The sequence below is a fragment of the Lewinella sp. genome (assembly GCF_050633125.1).
Classification (GTDB): Bacteria; Bacteroidota; Bacteroidia; order Chitinophagales; family Saprospiraceae; genus Lewinella.
Window position 1 is genome coordinate 1 of sequence record NZ_JBOEFX010000057.1, and the last position, 18,132, is coordinate 18,132.

17 protein-coding genes are annotated in these 18,132 nt (G+C 45.7%); 8 read left to right on the forward strand and 9 right to left on the reverse strand.

Features of this window, described 5'->3' with window-relative positions; all coding sequences use genetic code 11:
- Positions 1 to 54: 54 nt before the first annotated feature.
- From ACRBG0_RS13640 to ACRBG0_RS13675, 8 genes are all read right to left on the reverse strand, one after another.
- Positions 55 to 189 (reverse strand): hypothetical protein, encoded by a 135-nt coding sequence (locus tag ACRBG0_RS13640; RefSeq protein WP_431487425.1) that lies wholly within the window; start codon positions 187 to 189, stop codon positions 55 to 57.
- 31 nt (positions 190 to 220) lie between these two features.
- A complete protein-coding gene (locus tag ACRBG0_RS13645; RefSeq protein WP_431487426.1) occupies positions 221 to 673 on the reverse strand; it encodes a hypothetical protein in 453 nt (150 codons plus the stop codon).
- Between the two features lie 35 nt (positions 674 to 708).
- The gene (locus ACRBG0_RS13650; RefSeq protein ID WP_431487427.1) at positions 709 to 1,035 is read right to left on the reverse strand and encodes a hypothetical protein; all 327 of its coding nucleotides are present in this window, start codon (positions 1,033 to 1,035) and stop codon (positions 709 to 711) included.
- Between the two features lie 9 nt (positions 1,036 to 1,044).
- The gene (locus ACRBG0_RS13655) at positions 1,045 to 2,397 is read right to left on the reverse strand and encodes a hypothetical protein (RefSeq protein WP_431487428.1); all 1,353 of its coding nucleotides are present in this window, start codon (positions 2,395 to 2,397) and stop codon (positions 1,045 to 1,047) included.
- An 80-nt stretch (positions 2,398 to 2,477) separates the two neighbouring features.
- Complete coding sequence (locus ACRBG0_RS13660) at positions 2,478 to 2,801, reverse strand: hypothetical protein (protein ID WP_431487429.1); 324 nt, start codon at positions 2,799 to 2,801, stop codon at positions 2,478 to 2,480.
- 195 nt (positions 2,802 to 2,996) lie between these two features.
- Positions 2,997 to 3,536, reverse strand: a complete 540-nt coding sequence (locus tag ACRBG0_RS13665; RefSeq protein WP_431487430.1) for a hypothetical protein — start codon at positions 3,534 to 3,536, stop codon at positions 2,997 to 2,999.
- A 242-nt stretch (positions 3,537 to 3,778) separates the two neighbouring features.
- On the reverse strand, positions 3,779 to 4,177 hold the full coding sequence (locus ACRBG0_RS13670; protein ID WP_431487431.1) for a hypothetical protein: 399 nt from the start codon (positions 4,175 to 4,177) through the stop codon (positions 3,779 to 3,781).
- Positions 4,178 to 4,459: 282 nt separating this feature from the next.
- Positions 4,460 to 4,783 carry a helix-turn-helix domain-containing protein gene (locus ACRBG0_RS13675; protein ID WP_431487432.1) on the reverse strand — a complete coding sequence of 108 codons (324 nt, stop codon included), beginning with the start codon at positions 4,781 to 4,783 and terminating at the stop codon, positions 4,460 to 4,462.
- Positions 4,784 to 5,081: 298 nt separating this feature from the next.
- Here ACRBG0_RS13675 and ACRBG0_RS13680 point away from each other — a divergent pair, with 298 nt between their 5' ends.
- The 8 genes from ACRBG0_RS13680 to ACRBG0_RS13715 all read left to right on the forward strand — a co-directional run bounded on the left by ACRBG0_RS13680 (position 5,082) and on the right by ACRBG0_RS13715 (position 17,457).
- Positions 5,082 to 5,459: a helix-turn-helix domain-containing protein gene (locus tag ACRBG0_RS13680; RefSeq protein WP_431487433.1), complete on the forward strand. Its 378-nt coding sequence runs from the start codon at positions 5,082 to 5,084 to the stop codon at positions 5,457 to 5,459.
- Between the two features lie 40 nt (positions 5,460 to 5,499).
- Complete coding sequence (locus ACRBG0_RS13685; protein WP_431487434.1) at positions 5,500 to 7,542, forward strand: NB-ARC domain-containing protein; 2,043 nt, start codon at positions 5,500 to 5,502, stop codon at positions 7,540 to 7,542.
- A 177-nt stretch (positions 7,543 to 7,719) separates the two neighbouring features.
- A complete protein-coding gene (locus ACRBG0_RS13690; RefSeq protein ID WP_431487435.1) occupies positions 7,720 to 10,068 on the forward strand; it encodes a type I restriction-modification system subunit M in 2,349 nt (782 codons plus the stop codon).
- A gap of 8 nt (positions 10,069 to 10,076) precedes the next feature.
- Positions 10,077 to 11,417, forward strand: coding sequence for a restriction endonuclease subunit S (locus ACRBG0_RS13695; protein ID WP_431487436.1), 1,341 nt, complete (start codon positions 10,077 to 10,079; stop codon positions 11,415 to 11,417).
- Position 11,418: 1 nt separating this feature from the next.
- On the forward strand, positions 11,419 to 14,460 hold the full coding sequence (locus ACRBG0_RS13700; protein WP_431487437.1) for a type I restriction endonuclease subunit R: 3,042 nt from the start codon (positions 11,419 to 11,421) through the stop codon (positions 14,458 to 14,460).
- 140 nt (positions 14,461 to 14,600) lie between these two features.
- Positions 14,601 to 14,795 (forward strand): hypothetical protein, encoded by a 195-nt coding sequence (locus ACRBG0_RS13705; RefSeq protein ID WP_431487438.1) that lies wholly within the window; start codon positions 14,601 to 14,603, stop codon positions 14,793 to 14,795.
- Between the two features lie 342 nt (positions 14,796 to 15,137).
- Positions 15,138 to 15,830 carry a hypothetical protein gene (locus tag ACRBG0_RS13710; RefSeq protein ID WP_431487439.1) on the forward strand — a complete coding sequence of 231 codons (693 nt, stop codon included), beginning with the start codon at positions 15,138 to 15,140 and terminating at the stop codon, positions 15,828 to 15,830.
- A gap of 52 nt (positions 15,831 to 15,882) precedes the next feature.
- Entirely contained in the window at positions 15,883 to 17,457 is a 1,575-nt protein-coding gene (locus tag ACRBG0_RS13715) for a hypothetical protein (protein WP_431487440.1), read from the forward strand.
- A gap of 19 nt (positions 17,458 to 17,476) precedes the next feature.
- On the opposite strand, the gene ACRBG0_RS13720 is transcribed toward ACRBG0_RS13715, so the two are convergent.
- On the reverse strand, positions 17,477 to 18,132 hold a 656-nt coding region (locus tag ACRBG0_RS13720), incomplete at its 5' end, for a metal-dependent hydrolase (RefSeq protein WP_431487441.1).

The window sequence follows — 18,132 nt, forward strand, 5'->3', positions numbered from 1 at the left end:
CGGGTTGATTAGGAATTTCCATTAACATCCTGCGTGTATTTTGAAGTTGTATAATTACTGCTCTTCTTGGTTGAAATAATCTGCCCAGCGATCCAACGTACCCAGCACGTTCTCTTCCCACCAGACTTTGAAATTGTAGGCCCATTGGCCCAGTTGGGCGAAAGCCCGGTGTAGTAGTTTTCTGTGCATAGTAGTACATGGGATGACGTTGATGACAAGCTTACTCTTTCTCCTCTTCCTCCATTCGATTCATCGCGCAAGCCGCGCAGGGACATTTCGCTTTGGCGAACTTCTCGCGGCCCGTCAGGATGTAGTGCGCCCGCTGGTAGGCATCAAAGCCGATTTGCTCGTAGTAGCCTTGCACCAGGGGCTCACTCAGTGGCTCCGGCGCTTCGCGGATCATCTTTTTGATCAGGGGAAGGGCAATCTCCTCCATGGTTTCCTGCGGACTTTTACCCGTAAGGCCACCGATTAGGGCAGGGATAGACGTGAGCAGTATCTGGGGGAGGATGCCCAACGAGCCTTCATTGCTGGTAGCAGATTGGTGGCGACGAACGAAGGCCGCCAGCTCGTCCCGGTATTCTTCGTAACCTTCGACGCTGGCCAAGTCAAACGACTTTGAGTTTTCCAGCCAGACTTTCTTTAGGTTTTCTACTTGTTCGCGAGTTTTCATGCGGTTGCTTGTTGTTGGTATTGAGTGAATAATTATCAGACTAAATCCTTCCAGTACATTCGACCATCATGGTCCCAGTCCTTGAATTCTGCTATTTTGGAATGATTATTTTCATAGATAGCAGCCCAGTTTATTGTTCCACGCCAGTTTTCGCCGTTTTTCTTACTACGCTCACCTGAAACCAATCCTTTCATTCTGGCAAAATATTTCTCAAGTTTATGTGGGTTTGAGTCCTCAAAGGTCTTGCTGTTCATAGCAAAAGGAGGTCTGCCCTGCACATGATTTTTAAAGTAGATTTTGCAAGCAAATCGTCCGCCTTTGCTAGTGTCTCTTGTTGATGGAGTTGAGTTTTGTGAAGCCATTTTATTGATTTATGCAGTTTGTAATTGAGCAATACGCTCTTGAAATTCGCGGATAATAGCACTTCCGTGCTTTTTTCTAAGTTCTTGCGTAAGCACGTGATAAGCTTGATCTGGCCCGTATTGAGCACCAGCCAAAAGGCTTTTTTCGTACTGATCCATAGCTCTGTTCAAAGCTTCATCACGCTGGGACTTGATTTTAGCTGCTTGGCTATCATTGTACCACTGCTGCGTCTTGTGAAATCCGTGTTCATTACGCATATCGAAGTATTTATTCGGTAGTGGAATCCACCGTGTTGGCCGTACACTATCCAGGTCACCTAGCTTTTGCTTCTTAAGAGCCGGATCACGGTCAAGCCAGCCGCGAACCATTCTTATCCTTCGACGAAGAATAATTTTAGCTTTTTGGTAGCCGCCTGGCTGATTATACCAAGCCAGATATTCCGTAATAGCAATTTGTGCTTCTCTTTTCACATTGTCGCTCAGCCATTTGTCGCTGAAAAGAACCTGGTGGGCATAAGCCCATACTGACCTTCCGATCCGCTCAGCTTCGTTTCTGTCTTTGATGTCCTCAATGTGACTCAAAGCTTCCTGCAAGTCGCCTGGCAATGTTTCTGCTGGTTCCCAGCGGGGGGGCGCGGCGGAACTTGGGGGGGAGAGTTCCTGTCCTTGGTCGCGGGTGCGAATCTCGATCGTTTCGTTACCCTGTCGAAAAGTATCCTGTGCGGATTCCGATGCAGCGTTTTCAACAGGCTCTTTAGGCTCTTTCCACACGTTTTGAGTGTTTTCCACATCTTTGATGACCGTAAATGATTGATTATCAGTGCCTGTTGGAGACGGTGCGCCGCTCTTATTTATTAATTTATTAGTATCCTGTAACAGGTTACCTGTCTCTATATGGCGCAAAGTTTTCACTTCGACCGAAAAAAAGAGGCTGTTGTGATTGTCGCTTACCTGCTTGGTTTGCAGGTGCATCGCCATGGGATTGATATCCAGCTCGTAGCTGCTGTTGGTGCCGTGCCAAGCCGCGTAGGCGATTATTCCGGCATCCTCCAGGCGTTGGCGAAGATTTATGATAGTACGCTTACATGAGCTCATTTCATTAGCTAGAGCGCCGTTACTGGTGCGTAGCGTAGGCAGAGGTTGGCCGGGTAATAAAACACGACTACCTGCGCCCTGTGCTGTTGATAATCGTGCATAGTAAAGGTTCAGGATATGCTCAGCTAATTTAATGTGAGCACTCCTTAGTTGCTCGCGTAGAGGTCGTCCCTGGTTGTATTGATTAATCAGTGGGCGTAGACAATCTCGCTTACTCTTTTTCAGGTGAAGCTCAAAAATGTATTGTGCTGTTTGGGTCTTACACATGGGAATGATTGTTTTTTCAGGGAGTAGGCGGGACAGTAACCATACCTGGCTACCGCCCGCCTATTTCGACCGTTTCGTCTTTAAAGCGCGTTGGTTTCTAAAGTGTAGGTTTCCGCTACGATGTCAGCTTCGACAATGACCTTGTTGAAAAACTGGGAAGCGTTTACGCCCAGCAATGGGCCTTTCATATAGGTTGATCGGTGCTTCTGGTCAATAATTCCAGTCACTTTATACCACTGAAAGCTTTTTTTTGTGCCTGGCTTGTAGCTTGTCCACTGAATAATGTCACCAACTTGTACTAGCTGGTCAGTAATCAGCATGAAAGAATTACCATTACCCTTTTTAGGCGGTGGGCTTTGCAAGGAATCATAGTCCCGGTTCGTGAAAATCGTAGGCGTTTCCATGGTTAATGATTTAAAGCGGGAGCAACACCTAAGCGATACGTTGCTCCCGTGACTTCAAAAGATATAAGCGTATATGAATAATTTTTGCCTGGTGAGGCACTGGCCGAAAAAGCGAGCTGAGCTAACCAGCATCCATCACATCCAGGTGAGGCACTGAGCAACACTAGCGAACCGATCCGGCCAGCACTCGTCACGTTAGGCTTCGTCTTGCATAAGCGTGGCCATACGATCCGCAATAGGGATGCGTACATTGGGCGCACGACGAATGTTTTTTTCTTTGATTTTAGCGAGGTATGGAGCGGTGATTAGGGCATAGGCAGTTTCTTGCTCATGCTCCTTTCCTGAAATTCTTTCACTAGGTATAGTTGCAATTTGCAACGTAACACCCTTTTCATAAACCTGTAATTCATCTAATAAATCTGAGGCAGCAGATTTGCAATAAAAACGCGCTCCGTTTATATGCTGGGAAGAAGATATTTTTATTGCATCCTCATAAAATTCGCTATGCGCAGGAACTACCGATATGAACCACTGTATTTCGGGTAGATCAAAGGCATCTGCAAAATCCCTTTTTACTTCTAATCGCCTAATCAATAGTCGGTCTGCATCAACATTTAAAGACAGATTTTTAACCGCGATGGTACTAAGGGAGATTTCTCCATTCCTGTTTATGCGAACAGTAGCCTTTCCTGAGCGTGTTCCTTGCGACCAATTACCATATGTTTTTAGGTTCATTGCTTATTCAGTTAAGTAGTTCTTAATCTTGCAAGAGGAGGGCGGGATCGAGCGCCCAATGAAATGTTAAGTATCATTCTCTGGCCACCCCGATGATCGAGGCTCCATGCTCCCCTTGTATGTGTTAGTCAGGGCTCCCGGCATCGCTTGATCCTTTGCTGTGCGCCGGTAAGCTGATCCGGGAACCGTTGACTAGTGTTTCCTGCTGCTCATTGGATTCCCCTTTCCAAGTGGTACTTCAATCAAAATTTTGTAGGTACAATGATCTCCTCGTTGATGATTCTTTGGTTGAGCTCCATGACCTCTTTTCGTAGAAAGTACAGGGAGTTAGAGCCACCGTTAGTGATAATTAATTCACCATTTTGGTGGAGCCAGCGAATTTTGCGACGTTGCCGGTCACTGGGGGTTATTTCAATACCCAGCAACCAGGCAGCTTCATCTTGAGATACCCACGGCGGACGAGAGTCCTCGGGTAACATGGCTCTGCGCTCAAACTCCTGCTTCATTCGCTCGATCCTAAGCTCCTTTTGATCAAGTCCGGTGCCTTCCAGCAATTGACTACTTTGCTGCTGTAGCAATAGCAGGTTATTCAGCTTCAAGGCATCCAAAATATCTTGCGATAAAGTAGCAGTAGTTGTCATTGAAGAAAATTAGTTTTAAAAGGCGGCCCGGCGCTCTCACTACCGGACCACACTGGTTACAAATCATAATCCCACAAAAAATGAATTAACAGGGATGAACTTCTAGTGATGGAGCCTTAGGGTTCGGCGAAGAATAACTTCCCCATTTGATGCTGCCCTCTTGCCGCCATACTTCGTTGCTTCGTCGGTTGCGTAGCTGGGCTATGCGTCCTCCTCGCGCCTCGTCTGCCGGCAAGATGGCTCGCCTGAAAAGGACAACTTATTCTTCGCCGACCCCTTAGCTTAGGCAATATGATCAACCAGGTCCCAGTCTTTGCCTTCTTCCTTGGCAAGATCTTCTGCTTGATCCAGGGTGATTTCATCCTTGCCTACACCAAATGGACGCACGATATCGTAATACCAGTGCTTATTGAAGAGTCGGGCCATTTTGATCAATTCGGCAGCCTTGAAATCGCTGGAACCATTCAACCGGCGTGTAGCTTGTTCGTTGGAAATGTCCAAAGCAATGGCTAACTCCTGTTTATTCAACTCGTTAGCCTCCATCTGGTCTTCTACCCAGCGTTGGATAGTAGACTTAACATTTGGCATTTTTACTCTTGCTGTCATGAATTTAATTTTTATCTTTAGGGCGTAAATCCCGTTCACGATCCAACTTCAATGCAGTTATTACACTTATCATCTGTAGGCCATCCGGTCTATAATCTTCCGGCTTTCCCTACTTTAAAGGCATTGCTTTGCAGGCCCGACAAGACGCAAGTTTTGCCGGGTAAATATTCTTTTGTAAAAACGAATGTGTATTTTTGCTATTAAAAGTTGCTTCGATACAAATATAGCTCACTTTAAATGAGTAAATCAAATTTTTAAGTAGGAAAGTTACTTAAAAACAAATATTTTAATATTTGTAATGTATATACATACTAATATCAAGCTTTTAAGAAAACGGCTGAATTTGACCCAAGCAGACCTTGGCGATCATTTAGGTATTGTAGGTAATCAAATCACTCGTTACGAAAAAGGAGACAGTGAACCTCCGGTCAGTAAGCTTATTCAGCTTGCTGACCTATTTGAGGTAAGCTTACAAGACTTGGCATTAACAGATTTGTCTAAAGAAGCTCCCAAGTACCCACGCCCAGACCAACCCTATGGCAGCATGGATGAAGAGAAGCAAGATGGGGTATTGGAGGAATTGAATAGTGAGCTCCGTAAGCGGATCAAGATATTGGAAGACTTTGTGATAGAGGTCGATCCGGAGCGGGCCAAGAGGTGGGGGATAATAGAGTAGGGGGGGGAGTAGCTTTGAGAAGAATCTGTTAATAATACCTATGACCACAAAAACATTCGTAGCAGATATCCGTCAATTGATCGCGAAAGGTGAATTAGAGGAGGCCCTTACCCGCTTACAGAGAGTACTCGCGAATAGTCCGAAATTAAATGAGGTGCTTTTGCAATCTGCTCGGCATAGTGATGTTTTGCAGCAGATCCGACTAGGTGTAATAAGTTACAAGGAAGGTGCTGTTACTAAAAACAAAATCACCCATGGTTTATTGGATTTACTGACTGAAGTGGAGAAACAGACGGCAGAACCTACTATTCAAGAAGAATTAAGGCAAGCTATTTCCATCGTCAATAGTAAAAACGTAGTCCTTGGCTCTTCCATTACTTCTGGGCGTGATACGCATATTGGGGATATCGAACACCATCACCATTACGAGGCCCAGAATCGTATCCCTCGGCAACTTACTCAGCCCCCTTTCTATTCCAAAGACTTCTTGGGGCGTGAAACAGAACTGGCCAACCTGCATCAAAAACTTTTTGCTGGAGAAAACCTCCTTTTCCTAGTCAACGGTGCTGGTGGGGTAGGCAAAACCTCCCTGGCCGCCCGGTATTACCAGAAGTATCAGAACGAATATACCCATGTAGCCTGGGTACTCAGCGAAAAAAGTATAGCCGATGCCTTGTTGCTCTTGGCCGTAACCCTTGGACTGAAGTTTGACGAAAAGATGGTCACTGAAGAGCGCCTAAGCCTACTCCTGACCAGACTGGCCAATTTGGAAAAAACTTGTCTGTTGGTCATTGATAATGCCAACGAGCTGGAAGACCTTAAAACCAATTTTCAGCACCTGAGCAGCTGTACCAACTTCCATATCCTGCTTACCACCCGCATCTCCAAATTTGAGGATGCGGTGTTATTTCCCGTAAAAGGACTACCCGAAAAAGAGGCGGTGGAATTGTTCAAAAAACATTATCCGGATCATCAGGAGAGCGAAGATGATTTACTGAAAGACATCATTATCGCGGTGGAAAACAATACTCTGATCGTGGAGCTCTTTGCCAAAAACCTCCAACGGCTCAACGAACTGGAGCCGGAATACGATCTACATCAGCTCCTGAAGGACATCCAGGACAGCCTGTTGGCGATGAGCAAAAGCGAGATGGTTAGCACCGTTTATCAAGCCAAAGGTACCGGATTGCGAGATGAAAGCCCGGAAGCGATTATCAGTGCAATGTACAATGTGGGGGAGCTGCCAGAAGATGAAAAAAAGGTGATTTCCATTTTTGCCGTGCTGCCTAATGAAAGGATTACCTACCAAGTGCTTAAAGACCTTTTACCAGACACCGAATTAAAAGCTCCGGTGCTCTCCCTTGCTCAAAAGGGTTGGATAGAATACAATAAGGAAGATAAGTCGTTTAAAGTTAATCAGGTTGTCCAGGATGTGGTGAAGGTAAAGCACGGCGATCGACTCCAAGAGGATTGTGAGCAACTGGTTGATACTCTGGCAACAGTCTTATCCCATAATGACCTTTTACATATAGATAATTATGAAGCTACCTTGGTAGTTATCCGGTACGCATCATCCATTATCAACGCAGTGCATCATCCAACTTTTGACCTGGCCAGGCTCTGCCAAAATATAGGGGACTTCCACGAAAATATCGGCGATTTGATTAGTGCCATGGAAGCCTACCAAAGGATGGAGGGTGTTTTAAATAGTCTGATTTCAAGAGCTCCTGAAAATCCTGACTTTAAAAACGGCTTGGCGATCTCTTATTCTAAACTGGGTGAGACGCACAGCTCGTTGGGCAATTTGTCGGAGGCCTTGAAATATTTTGAAGACCGTTCGCGCTTAGGACAAGAGCTGTACGAATCGTATCCCCAAAATGTGAGTTTTAAAAACGGCTTGGCGATCTCTTATGCCAAGCTAGGCGTTTTTAATAGGGATCAACTTAAAAACAAAAATGAAGCTAGAAGCTATTTTCTAAAAGCAAAAAAACTTTGGGATGAACTAATCGTGGATGCACCTCAATATGCTCAATTTCAACGATTCTCTCAAATGATTGAAAGGGATTTACATGGATTAGATTGACGCTGAAAACCACCCCACGCAACGCACGTGGCTCAAGCCCTTTATCTTCTACTTGCACCCCCAACATTAATTATTTACCTTTCGTCAGTAAAGATATACTTGTGGTTTTGAAAGACTGCGAAACCATTTAAGCAGTCAGACGTAAACCCTTATCACAACGAGCTCCAAAAAAAACAAATGAACCAAGCTGTCCACAATAAATTAGTTTCCTTCATCTGGTCGATTGCCGATGATTGTTTAAGAGATGTTTACGTGCGCGGAAAATACCGCGATGTGATCCTGCCTATGATTGTGCTGCGCCGACTGGATGTGCTCCTGGAGCCGACCAAGGAGGCCGTCATGGAAGAATTGCGTTTCCAGCGGGAGGAAGCCGGTTTTACCGAATGGGATGAAACCGGACTGCGCGATGCCTCCGGGTACGTGTTTTACAATACCAGCAAGTGGACCTTGCAGCGCCTCAAAGATACGGCTACCAACAGCCAGCAGATTCTGGAAGGTAACTTTCAGGAATACCTGAACGGCTTTAGCCCTAATGTGAAGGAGATCATCGAGAAGTTTAAGCTCCGGGCGCAGATCAAACACATGGCCAACAAGGACGTCTTGCTCGATGTGCTGGAGAAATTTACTTCCCCCCATATCAATCTTACGCCCAATGAGGTAGAAGACCCCGATGGCAGAAGGCTACCCGCCCTGACGAACCTGGGGATGGGCTACGTATTTGAAGAGCTGATTCGGAAGTTTAACGAAGACAACAACGAGGAAGCCGGAGAACACTTTACCCCCCGCGAGGTGATTGACCTGATGACCCATCTGGTTTTTGAACCCAACAAGGACAATCTCCCACCCGTGATGACCATCTACGACCCGGCCTGCGGTAGTGGCGGGATGCTGACGGAAGCCCAGAACTTCATCAAAGACGAAGATGGGATCATCAAAGCCAGCGGCGATGTGTACCTCTACGGTAAGGAGATCAACGACGAGACTTACGCCATCTGTAAGTCGGATATGATGATCAAGGGCAATAACCCAGAAAACATCCGGGTAGGTTCTACCTTATCTACCGATGAATTTGCGGGGACTACTTTTGACTTTATGCTCTCCAATCCACCCTACGGGAAATCCTGGGCGACGGAGCAGAAGTATATCAAAGACGGTAAAGACATCATTGACCCTCGCTTTGAGGTGGTGCTGAACGACTATTGGAGCAATCCGGAGGACTGTGCCGCTACACCGCGCTCTTCCGACGGGCAGCTGCTCTTCCTGATGGAGATGGTTTCCAAAATGAAGTCACTGAAGCAAAGTCCCCAGGGCTCCGTCATAGCTTCGGTACACAATGGTTCCAGCTTGTTTACGGGCGATGCCGGTGGTGGAGAAAGCAATATCCGCCGCTACATCATCGAAAACGACTACCTCGCGGCCATTATACAAATGCCGAATAACCTCTTTTACAATACGGGGATCACGACCTACATCTGGTTGCTGACCAACAACAAACCCACTCACCGGCGCGGTAAGGTACAGCTGATCGACGCTTCTGGCCGCTACGCCAAATTGCGCAAGAACCTGGGCAATAAAAACTGCGAGTTTACCCCCGACCACATCCGCGAGATTGTGACGGCCTACGAAGATTTTGCCGCCATCGAGCGGGAAGGGGAAGACGGCCTGGCTGCCCAGCTATTTGACAACAATGACTTTGGCTACTATAAGGTGACGATCGAGCGGCCTAAACGCCTGAAGGCCCAGTTCACAACGGACCGTATTGCCGAGCTCCGTTACGAAAAAAGCCTCCGCGAACCGATGCAGTGGGCTTACGAAACCTACGGGGAGCAATTGTATACGGAACTGCCAACGCTCAGCAAAGACATCCTGGCCTGGTGTGAAAGCAATGAGCTGAACCTGAACGCTAAAAAGCGCAAGGCGCTGACGACCCCTGGCTTTTGGCAAAAATACCGGGACCTGCTGGATACGGCCACCCTGCTGCTGGAAGCCATCGGGACGGAGGAGTACCGTGACTTCAATGCCTTTCAAGACCTGGTAGCGCGCGAGCTGAAGCAGCGGAAAATGAAGTTATCGGCCACTGAAAAGAATGCCATCTACAATGCCATCAGCTGGTACGATGAAAGTGCGGAAAAGGTCATCAAGAAAAAGCAAAAGCTTAGTGGTGAAAAGCTGGAAAAACTGCTCCACCACCTGGACTGTACCGCTGCTGAGCTACCCGACTACGGCTATTACCCCACGGGTAAAAAAGACGAGTACCTCAGCTACGAAAGCGAAAGTGACCTGCGAGATACCGAAAACGTACCGCTCAAAGAAGACATCCATCCTTACTTCCTGCGCGAGGTAAAACCTCACGTTGCCGAAGCCTGGATTGACCTGGACAAAACCAAAATGGGCTACGAGATCAGCTTCAACAAATACTTCTACCAGCATAAGCCGCTGCGGAGCTTGGAAGAGGTCTCAAAAGACATCCTGGAGCTGGAACGGGAGAATGAGGGCTTGATTATGGATATTTTAAACTTGGTGTAAGTAGAAAAATGATGAAACCAACCATATTTGAAAAATATCCAACTTATAAGGATTCAGAAAAGTATTGCATAGGTAAAACCCCCACTAATTGGGAGGTTATAAAGTTGAAGTTTGTTTGCAATATTTTTAATGGAGATAGTTTAAATGAAACTTTAAAGAAAAAGTTTAGCTCAGATAATCTTGATGATCTAGCCTATATATCATCCAAGGATATTAATGTTAACGACGCTTCCGTTAACTATGAGAATGGTCTTAGAATACCAAAAAAAGCAGGCTACAAAGTAGCTCCCAAGGGTTCTGTACTTCTATGTATAGAAGGAGGAAGTGCGGGAAAAAAAATCACATTTACAAATGAAGATGTCTGCTTTGTAAATAAGCTAGCTTGTTTCAAAAGTACGGATAAGATTGATAACAAATATATTTTTTACTTAATCAAATCAAAGCCATTCATAACTCAGTTCAATTTATCCATGAGTGGACTAATTGGGGGAGTCGCTATCTCATTGATTAAAAATTTTGATGTTAATTTTCCTCCCCTCCCCGAACAAACCGCCATCGCCAACTTCCTGGACGAGAAAACCGCCAAGATCGACCTGGCCATCGCCCAGAAAGAGCGGCTGATTGAGCTGCTCCAGGAGCGTAAGCAAATCATCATTCAGCAGGCCGTCACCAAGGGCCTGCCTGCCGAAGAACGAAAGAAGGCAGACTTAGACATGGAGGTGGAGATGAAAGATTCGGGGGTGGAATGGATTGGGGAGATTCCGAAGCATTGGGAGGTGAGAAGATTCAAAAATCTTTTTACGCAAAGTAAACTAACTCCCAGAAAGGGGGATGGCACCGTCACTTCATATCGAGATGGTCAAGTAACATTAAGAAGTAACAGAAGACTAACTGGCTATACCGAAGCAATATTAGAAAATGGTTTTCAAGGAGTAAGAAAAGGTCAACTAGTTCTTAATTCAATGGATGCGTTTGAGGGAGCAATTGGAGTGTCTGACTCTGATGGAAAATGCACACCTGAATATATTGTTTGTAACAAAATAAAAAGTAGAACTTCAAATTATTATTTCGCCTACCTATTAAGAGAAATGGCTCTTTCTAAATACATTTTGGTTATCGGTGGTGCTGTAAGACAAAGAGCAGTTCGAATAAGGTTTAATAGTCTTGCAAAACGATTTATGGTTACGCCTCCCTCTGAGGAGCAAGATAAGATTGTTGATTATATTCAAAAAGAGTCAGAAAAAATAGAGCGTGGTGTCTTTCTTTTGGAAAACCAAATCGCCAAACTAAAAGAATACAAAGCCACGCTGATTGATAGTGCGGTTACCGGCAAAATAAAAGTAGGATAAGATGCCCAGTAAAACCAACGAACAAGCCCTGGAAGCCGCCATCGAAAAGGCGCTCACCGGTACTTCTTTAGAAGAGATCAAAGCCGCTGGTAGCGAAGCACAGGAGGCCATCGTTGGTTACGGTACCCACCAGGGCTTTCATATTGGTTGGGCCAAGGATTTTAACGCCAAGTACGCGCTAGATGAAAAGCGTTTTTGGCACTTTCTGGAAAGTACCCAAAGCGAAGAATTGGCCAAGCTCCAGCGTTCTGCCGACTGGAGGCTCAAGCTACTGGAACGCTACCACCGCATGGTGAAAAAGTACGGGGTACTGCGGGTGCTCCGCAAAGGGCTGGGGGTAGAAGATGCACACTTCACCTTCTTCTATCAGCTACCACTGGCCAGTAGCAGCCAGGCGCTCAAAGATAATTTTCAGCACAATGCTTTCAGCGTTACCCGGCAGGTGCGCTACCACGAGGAGAACACGCGAGAGGAAATCGACATGGTCTTGTTTCTCAACGGTATCGCCATAGCTACCCTGGAACTCAAAAATCCTTGGACGGGCCAAACGGCCAAAGTCCACGGCATCAAGCAGTACAAAAAAGACCGCGACCCCAAGCAAACACTGCTCAACTTTGGTCGCTGCCTGGTACATTTTGCAGTAGATACCGAGGAAGTGTACATGACTACCAAGCTGGCTGGAGGCAGCACCTTCTTCCTCCCCTTCAACAAAGGAAACCAGCACGGCAAGGGCAACCCGCCTAACGCCTTCGGGCACAAGACCGCCTACCTGTGGGAAGAAGTCTTCACCAAAGAAAGCCTGGCCAACCTGATCCAGCACTTCGTGCGTTTTGATGGTAAGGTAAAAGACCCGATTGCTACCAAAACACTGTTTTTTCCGCGCTACCATCAGATGGATGTCGTGCGGAAAATCCTGGCGCACGCCAGTACCAACGGCACTGGCCAGACGTACCTGATCCAGCACTCGGCGGGCTCGGGCAAGTCCAACTCCATCACCTGGGCGGCTTACCAGCTCATCGAAACTTATCCGGAGCGAACGGGTATTCCCGGTGCCAAAGGCATAGACGATCCGCTTTTTGACTCTGTGGTGGTCGTCACCGATCGGCGTTTGTTGGATAAGCAGCTGCGGGAAAACATCAAAGAGTTTTCGGAAGTCAAAAACATCGTCGCCCCCGCTTTTTCCTCCAAAGACCTGCGGGATAGCCTGGAGCAGGGTAAGAAAATCATCATTACCACCATCCAGAAGTTTCCCTTCATCGTCGACGGCATTGCTGATCTGAGTGATAAGCGCTTTGCCGTCATCATTGACGAAGCACACAGTTCGCAAAGTGGCACCGCCGCCGGTAAGATGAACGAGGCCATGGGCATCGAAGAAGTGACGGATAACCAGGATAAAATTATTGCGGCCATGAAAGCCCGCAAGATGAAGGGCAATGCCTCTTACCTGGCTTTTACCGCTACCCCGAAGAATGCTACCCTGGAACGCTTCGGCGTCAAGCAGGCGGATGGCACTTTCAAGCCTTTCCATCTTTATTCCATGAAGCAAGCCATCGAAGAAGGCTTTATTCTGGATGTGCTGGCCAATTACACGACCTACAAGAGCTACTACGAAATCGAAAAGTCGATTGAAGAGAATCCTCTCTTTGATACTACCAAAGCCCAAAAGAAACTACGGGCCTACGTAGAGGCCGATAAAAGAACGATCGCCACCAAAGCGGGGATCATGATGGAGCATTTTCTGGGCAAAGTGGTGAATACCAAAAAACTAAAAGGCCACGCCAAGGGGATGGTCATCACCCAGAACATCGAAGCGGCCATTCGCTATTACCTGGCCATCAAGCGCATCTTGGCCGAAAAGGGGAATCCTTTCAAGGTCGCCATTGCTTTCTCGGGTAAGAAATTGGTAGATGGCATCGAGTATTCGGAAGCCGAAATGAACGGCTTTGGTGAAAAAGACACACGTGATAAATTTGAGGAAGACGACTACCGCCTCCTGGTCGTAGCCAACAAATACCTCACGGGCTTTGATCAGCCCAAGCTGTGTACCATGTACGTCGACAAGAAGCTGCAAGGCCAGCTGGCCGTGCAGGCGCTATCCCGCTTGAACCGTTCGGCCAACAAATACGGCAAGAAAACCGAGGACATCTTTGTGTTGGACTTCTTCAACCACGTAGAAGACATCAAGCAAGCTTTCGATCCTTTCTACACGTCCACCACGCTGAGCCAAGCTACGGACGTAGGCGTATTACACGAACTCAAAGAAGTACTCGATGAAGTGGGCGTATATGAGTGGTCGGAGGTAGAAACCTTTGTGGAGAAATACTTTGCGGGGGTAGATGCCCAAGAGCTTAGTCCTATCCTCCAGGTAGCAACTAACCGTTTCAGTCACGAATTAGAACTGGAAGAAGACGAGAAAGCAGACTTCAAGATCAAGGCCAAGCAGTTTGTGAAAATCTATGGCCAGATGGCGGCGATCATCCCTTACGAAGTACTGGCCTGGGAAAAGCTGTTCTGGTTCCTGAAATTCCTGATTCCTTCTCTTGTCATCACCGACCCCGACCAACAGCTGATCGACGACATCCTGGAATCCGTAGACTTGTCTACTTATGGCCTGGAGCGCACCAAGCTCAACCACCAAATCGGCCTGGATGACGCCGAAACGGAGCTAGCCCCCCAGAATCCGAACCCACGCGGTGCGCACGGCCCCGAAGAAGAAAAAGACCCGCTCGAAGAGATTATCCGGACGTTTAACGAACGCTGGTTCCAAGGCTGGGATGCTACGCCCGAAGACCAACGAGTAAAGTTTTTACAAATCTCCAAACACATCCAAGCCCATCCCGACTTTCAGTCCAAATTCGCGGACAACCCCGACACCCAGAACCGCGATCTGGCGTTGAAAAAAATGATCGACGAAGTGTTGGCCAAGCAAAGGAAACAAGAGCTAGAGCTCTACCGCCTAAATGCCAAGGATGAGTCCTTTAAGCGCGCCTTCTTCGATACGATGAAGCGGATGGTAGATGGGGGAGGACTGAACCCGCTTTAGAGATAGTAGGATAAGGAAAGTATTAGATCAGTGTAAAGTTGCAAACAGACACATTTTGTGTTAAATATTTTAATTCAGCTAATTTATATTACTTTTTGTTTTATTTTGGCCCTCCGATTTAGATTAAACTACATATCCCTATGGAAAACCTTTCTGACGACCAGATTCGTCGGTTGCGCGAGCGTGCGTATGATCCATCTGAAAAAACGACTTCCAGTTTGTTTAGTATGCTAAAATTCCTTCTCCACTTCAAGCGAGACAGGAAGGGCACCCAACGAAATGTTGGTGAAAAAGATAATTTAAATGGAGATTCTTCTAAAATCCCCCTAAAGTAATTTAGATGTGTAGTTTAATTAATTGATTATCAAAACCTTGTGTTTTTGTGGTCAATCCCGTACGGGTCACTTAAAAAAGCTCGCTTCCGATTGGAAGTGGGCTTTTTTTGTTTGTGGGCAAAGCCTTGCGCCAATCATTAAAGAGTGGTTATCTTACCTACTCAAAAGACTCAATCCATACGACACCAAACTCTGAAAAATGAAAAGCGCCGTTTTTCTACTCCTCGCCTTTTTGAGTTGCACCTGCCTTTGGGGCCAAGATGCAAGTACTTCCAGCGACAACAGCTCGGCGGTCATTGCGGAAAATATATCTGTCACTTATTGGATAATTATAACCAAGTCATGATGAAGAAAGTAAACTGGAAAAAATACGGCTTTGAGTTTTTATCCATCTTTATTGCCGTCATTGCTGCCTTTGCGCTGAACAACTGGAACGATAACCAGCGCAATGCTACTACTGAGAATAAAATTTTAGTGGAGATAGCTAATGGCCTAGAAAAGGATATTGAAGATATCAATGTCAACGTAAAAGGCCACGAAGATGGCATTGAGGCCTGTAAATATTGGCGGCGAATCATTACAGGTCAAGAGGTGAATACCGACTCGGTGATGATCCATTACCTGGGCCTGACCCGCGATTTTATCTCCATCCAAAACGTATCAGGTTACGAGGCTTTAAAATCTAAAGGGTTGGAGCTGTTAGAGAATGATTCTTTGCGCTTTGAAGTCATTTCCCTGTACGAATATGATTATCAGACCTTGAGGAAATTCGAAGAAGAATACCAGGAAATGCAGTTCCAGGATAACTACTTCATGGCGATCAACAATATTCTGGCCCCTAACTTCACCTTCGACGAAAAGGGGAATATTATCGGAATGGATACCCCCATTAACCTATCTGATAGTGAGCAAAAAGTATTGCTATCTTATCTGTGGAAAATTCAGGCCAATCGCCGTTTCATAATGTATTTCTATGCTCAAACCGCGCAGAAAGTAAATAGCCTGAAAGTACATGTAGAGGAGGAGTTGAGGTAAGTGGGGAATTGAATGGAATAACACAGACCACCAAGCTCTAAAGGATAATATCATGAATCGAAAGAGCACGCTATTCATATGCGGAATACTACTATTTACTATCTCGATCTTCATTTTGACGGCCGTTGAAGTGTTGGCCCAACCATTACGGAAAGTCTACAGCATGACGGTGGATAAGGATAGTTATCTAAGTCATCCCGCCTTAGTGGATAATAAAATATTATTTAATCAAGGCCAACTCATTCCCGCACCAGGAAATTACTGCGGCAACGGTGGCCCGGTGAAAGTGGCAATAAATCACGTTTACCAGATTCATCAAGGCAGGGTTTCGTCGCTTATCCCTAATCACCTGGATAAGACTGTTTCTGAAAACCTTGAGCAGCTGGATTCCACATCGATTCTCTTCAACAATATTTATTTTAAACTGAATGACTCTTGCGGCGTTTTTCTACCTAAAAGCGTCAAAAATGAATACTGGATTTACCGTAATGATCGCCCGGAATTGGTGCAACTGGGAGGAGATACTACGATCACCGCCCATTATCCCCGTTGGTTTAAAGAGAAGCTATTGGTGTACATAAGGACTAAAGACCATTCAAGTCAATTGTTCTATTTCGATGCCCGCGATTTGACGCTGCACCCTTTCATTAAAGAGGAGTATACTTTTAGGGTGCATAATCCAATTGTCTACGATAGCCTAATTGTGTTTAACACTTATGATAAAGCGACTAAAGATCACCAGCTTTATATCGCAGATTACGAAGGTCGCTTGCATCGTGTGACCTACTTCCCTCGTGGGCTTTATCATTTTAGACCAGAAATAAAGATTGACTCCCTACTGTATATCAAGATGTTGAATAAAGGGATACCTGACAATTACAGTCAGAAGTATTTTCGTTCAGCGTCGTTTTGGAAACTGAATTTGCACACTAAAAAACTGGAGCAAATCAGTGAATATGACGATCACTCGTTGTCCTATAAAAATGAAGAAGTGACGAGGGATATTTGTCAGGACCAAGGCTATGAGGAATGCTGGTTGTATAAAGTAGGAAACGAAGGTAATGTACTGCCTTTACCCGTCGATACAACGGAGATGGAAAGCTGCTGTAGAAGGAGTATTCAACTAGGTGCGGATGTCTTATTAATAGGTAAGGCTGCTACCTATCAAGATAAATTCATCGTGGTAGACCAAGCGACGGAGCAGGTCTCGTTTAGTGAAGCACTGGACAGGGTGTCGCGTGTAGCTCAAGCAGATAGTTTGCTGGTTTATATGAGTACCAAGGGGCCAGGGGATGTTAATTTGTATGCCTACTTTAATAATGAAGTATTGGATTTGTCAGGAGTAAGGAACCTGGGAAAAGTGAACCGTTTTTCCCTTTTCGAATACCAGCAGGAGTACTATCTAATTACTCGTCAACGAGACCGCAGCCAATGCTATCGTGTGGATTTAACTGCCCAAAGAGCATACTTTTTACTGGATAATATTATGAATGTTACGGACACTCAACTGCAAATGCGCGAAGAGAAGGATGCTTATTATTTTAAAACCGATCACGGATTGTATTTCATGCTTTCTAAATGGATGACTCCTAATGAAAGAATGATCGAATTTTATGTTTTAGATTAAATCTCTCGCTACCTCACACTCATTCCTGATGCGCTCCGGATGAAAAAACAAAACCGCCATCACCTTGTGGGGTTATTTCGAAGTACCCCATTGTCGGTGCTTTTGTATCCCCTTCTCTGACAATACCTCTCATGTCAACCTGTAGATTGTAAATTCTTATTTTATCCTGATTGGCGGTGACGGTGTAATAGCCTTTGGCAAACCAACGCATTGTTTCAGCTGCGTTTGAGGGGATTTTATCTAAGAGGTGTTCATTTGTCGGAAAATATTCAAAAACAGGTTTACTGTCATTATCACTCCGCATTGAATATTTATTCATATACAGACCATTGTCTGCTTTTATTACGCCGTACCAGGAAATGCTGGCTATTCCTACAGGCATCGTGAGTAGGGAGTCATAAGCAATGTTCTGCTCCGCTAATTCTTCTCTGAAGTGGTGGTTGACATGCGCTTTGATACCCAAAGTGCTTATCAGATAGAGGCTACTAATGGCAATCCCGGCGTAGTTGAAGAAAGCCCTTGAAGGCTTGCTTTTGAAGAATATCAAACTACCGAGCAAGCCAAGGATTAAAGGCATCGTATAAACCGGATCAATGATATTGATACTGTCAAAGCCAAGCCTTTTATTGGAAAAGGGCAAGAGTAATTGTGTGCCATAAGCCGTAAAAGTATCCA

What these genes read in the sequence shown, in the direction of transcription:
- ACRBG0_RS13640 (WP_431487425.1), bottom strand. Translation starts at nt 189, where the DNA reads ATGCACAGAAAACTACTACACCGGGCTTTCGCCCAACTGGGCCAATGG.
- ACRBG0_RS13645 (WP_431487426.1), bottom strand. Translation starts at nt 673, where the DNA reads ATGAAAACTCGCGAACAAGTAGAAAACCTAAAGAAAGTCTGGCTGGAA.
- ACRBG0_RS13650 (WP_431487427.1), bottom strand. Translation starts at nt 1,035, where the DNA reads ATGGCTTCACAAAACTCAACTCCATCAACAAGAGACACTAGCAAAGGC.
- ACRBG0_RS13655 (WP_431487428.1), bottom strand. Translation starts at nt 2,397, where the DNA reads ATGTGTAAGACCCAAACAGCACAATACATTTTTGAGCTTCACCTGAAA.
- ACRBG0_RS13660 (WP_431487429.1), bottom strand. Translation starts at nt 2,801, where the DNA reads ATGGAAACGCCTACGATTTTCACGAACCGGGACTATGATTCCTTGCAA.
- ACRBG0_RS13665 (WP_431487430.1), bottom strand. Translation starts at nt 3,536, where the DNA reads ATGAACCTAAAAACATATGGTAATTGGTCGCAAGGAACACGCTCAGGA.
- ACRBG0_RS13670 (WP_431487431.1), bottom strand. Translation starts at nt 4,177, where the DNA reads ATGACAACTACTGCTACTTTATCGCAAGATATTTTGGATGCCTTGAAG.
- ACRBG0_RS13675 (WP_431487432.1), bottom strand. Translation starts at nt 4,783, where the DNA reads ATGACAGCAAGAGTAAAAATGCCAAATGTTAAGTCTACTATCCAACGC.
- ACRBG0_RS13680 (WP_431487433.1), top strand. Translation starts at nt 5,082, where the DNA reads ATGTATATACATACTAATATCAAGCTTTTAAGAAAACGGCTGAATTTG.
- ACRBG0_RS13685 (WP_431487434.1), top strand. Translation starts at nt 5,500, where the DNA reads ATGACCACAAAAACATTCGTAGCAGATATCCGTCAATTGATCGCGAAA.
- ACRBG0_RS13690 (WP_431487435.1), top strand. Translation starts at nt 7,720, where the DNA reads ATGAACCAAGCTGTCCACAATAAATTAGTTTCCTTCATCTGGTCGATT.
- ACRBG0_RS13695 (WP_431487436.1), top strand. Translation starts at nt 10,077, where the DNA reads ATGATGAAACCAACCATATTTGAAAAATATCCAACTTATAAGGATTCA.
- ACRBG0_RS13700 (WP_431487437.1), top strand. Translation starts at nt 11,419, where the DNA reads ATGCCCAGTAAAACCAACGAACAAGCCCTGGAAGCCGCCATCGAAAAG.
- ACRBG0_RS13705 (WP_431487438.1), top strand. Translation starts at nt 14,601, where the DNA reads ATGGAAAACCTTTCTGACGACCAGATTCGTCGGTTGCGCGAGCGTGCG.
- ACRBG0_RS13710 (WP_431487439.1), top strand. Translation starts at nt 15,138, where the DNA reads ATGATGAAGAAAGTAAACTGGAAAAAATACGGCTTTGAGTTTTTATCC.
- ACRBG0_RS13715 (WP_431487440.1), top strand. Translation starts at nt 15,883, where the DNA reads ATGAATCGAAAGAGCACGCTATTCATATGCGGAATACTACTATTTACT.